The sequence below is a fragment of the Neisseria sp. P0021.S005 genome (assembly GCF_051956955.1).
Genome location: NZ_JBQCWY010000755.1, coordinates 1 through 1424, shown reverse-complemented (window position 1 = coordinate 1424; position 1424 = coordinate 1). Strand labels below are relative to the sequence as shown.

Annotated in this window: 1 tRNA gene and 2 pseudogenes; 2 read left to right on the top strand and 1 reads right to left on the bottom strand. The window is 37.4% G+C overall.

The features are described from left to right. Window positions 1–538: pseudogene (locus ACTHUE_RS19030) on the top strand (hypothetical protein); the annotation flags it as partial. Between the two features lie 216 nt (window positions 539–754). Continuing rightward, a pseudogene (locus tag ACTHUE_RS19025) lies at window positions 755–1301 on the top strand (site-specific integrase); the annotation flags it as partial. A 26-nt stretch (window positions 1302–1327) separates the two neighbouring features. Here ACTHUE_RS19025 and ACTHUE_RS19020 read toward each other — a convergent pair. Beyond that, a tRNA-Leu gene (locus ACTHUE_RS19020) sits at window positions 1328–1417 on the bottom strand. Between the last annotated feature and the right edge of the window lie 7 nt (window positions 1418–1424).

Below are 1424 nucleotides of genomic sequence, written 5' to 3'. Positions count from 1 at the left end.
AGATATATTATTTAATTGATCATAAGGAAAATTTTGAATTAAATGCAAAAATATCTTTTGACATTTACCTAAGAGAAGGAATTATAACTAAAGAACAATATAATTATGATTATAAAAATTACCGTAATGGTATCTGACAGTTAACTAAGGACAATTTCGAAAGCTATCTTCAATCAGATTCAGTCATTGTATTAAAAAAAGATGAATTGAAGGAACTGATGTTTCAGGGGTTTACTTCTGCTGAAGCAGTAAGGTTATATCCGTTGTTGAGAACAAGCTGTCGTACAATGATCCTATCTCAGACTCTGGCCAGCAAAGTGATTTCTTAAAAATCAATCAGATTTCTTCGAGGCTGCCGTTGTTCTATATCAATTTTGATACGGAAGTGTATCTGCATATGGATTGGGACAGATGTAATGAAGATTATGTCTATGATGGCTGGTTTTCAAAGGCAATGGATTTTGGGTATTTAATACCGGACGAATTCTGTTACTGGAAAATTGAAGGACGAGATTATTGGAAATTTAGACAATTATAAATATAAGCAAGCCAAGCCATAGCTTGTATGAATTCAAAAGGCCGTCTGAAAACAGCAAAACCGTTTCAGACGACCTTTGTTTAATGCCATCGAGCCAGCGGGCCATAAAGCGTAGTTGTCCAAAAAGGTATATTGATAGGCAAATATAAAAAGGAGGAAAAGTCAATTTTACTACCTTCAAACATTTTCAATTTTGAGTATTGATATGATAATTAATTATTTAGTATAAATACCGGCTTGCGACAGGCAAATGGTTTGGGTTTGACATGGAATCAGGTTGATTTAGATAGGAAGGTCTGTTGGTATCATCCTGATGAAATGAAAGCTGGAAATGCACTGGGTGTTGCTTTGAATGATACTGCTGTTGAAGTATTAAAGCGGCAGATAGGCAAGCATAAGAAATTTGTTTTTGTGAATAAGTGGAATAAACCAATTAGCGGCATTAACAGCCGATATTGGAAGAAGACGTTAGAACTGGCAGAAATAGAAGACTTTATTTGGCACGATTTAAGGCACACTTGGGCAAGTTGGTTAGTTCAGCGTGGCGTACCATTGAGAGTGTTGCAAGAAATGGGTGGTTGGAAGACGTTAAGGATGGTGCAGAGATACGCACATTTGGCTCCTGGGCATCTTCATCAACATGCTCAAGTTTTGCATGAGCTTGTCACATTTGACACAAATGGCGCAAGTTAGACACAAATCAGGCACAAACAGAAAAGACAGCCTTACAAATAAGCTGTCAATTAGAAATTTAGAATCTTAGGTTTTTCAATAAATTCAGATATTTATTGGTGCCCGGAGCCGGAATCGAACCGGCACGGCCGGTTTAGGGCCGACGGATTTTAAGTCCGTTGTGTCTACCTATTTCACCACCCGGGCGTAGACA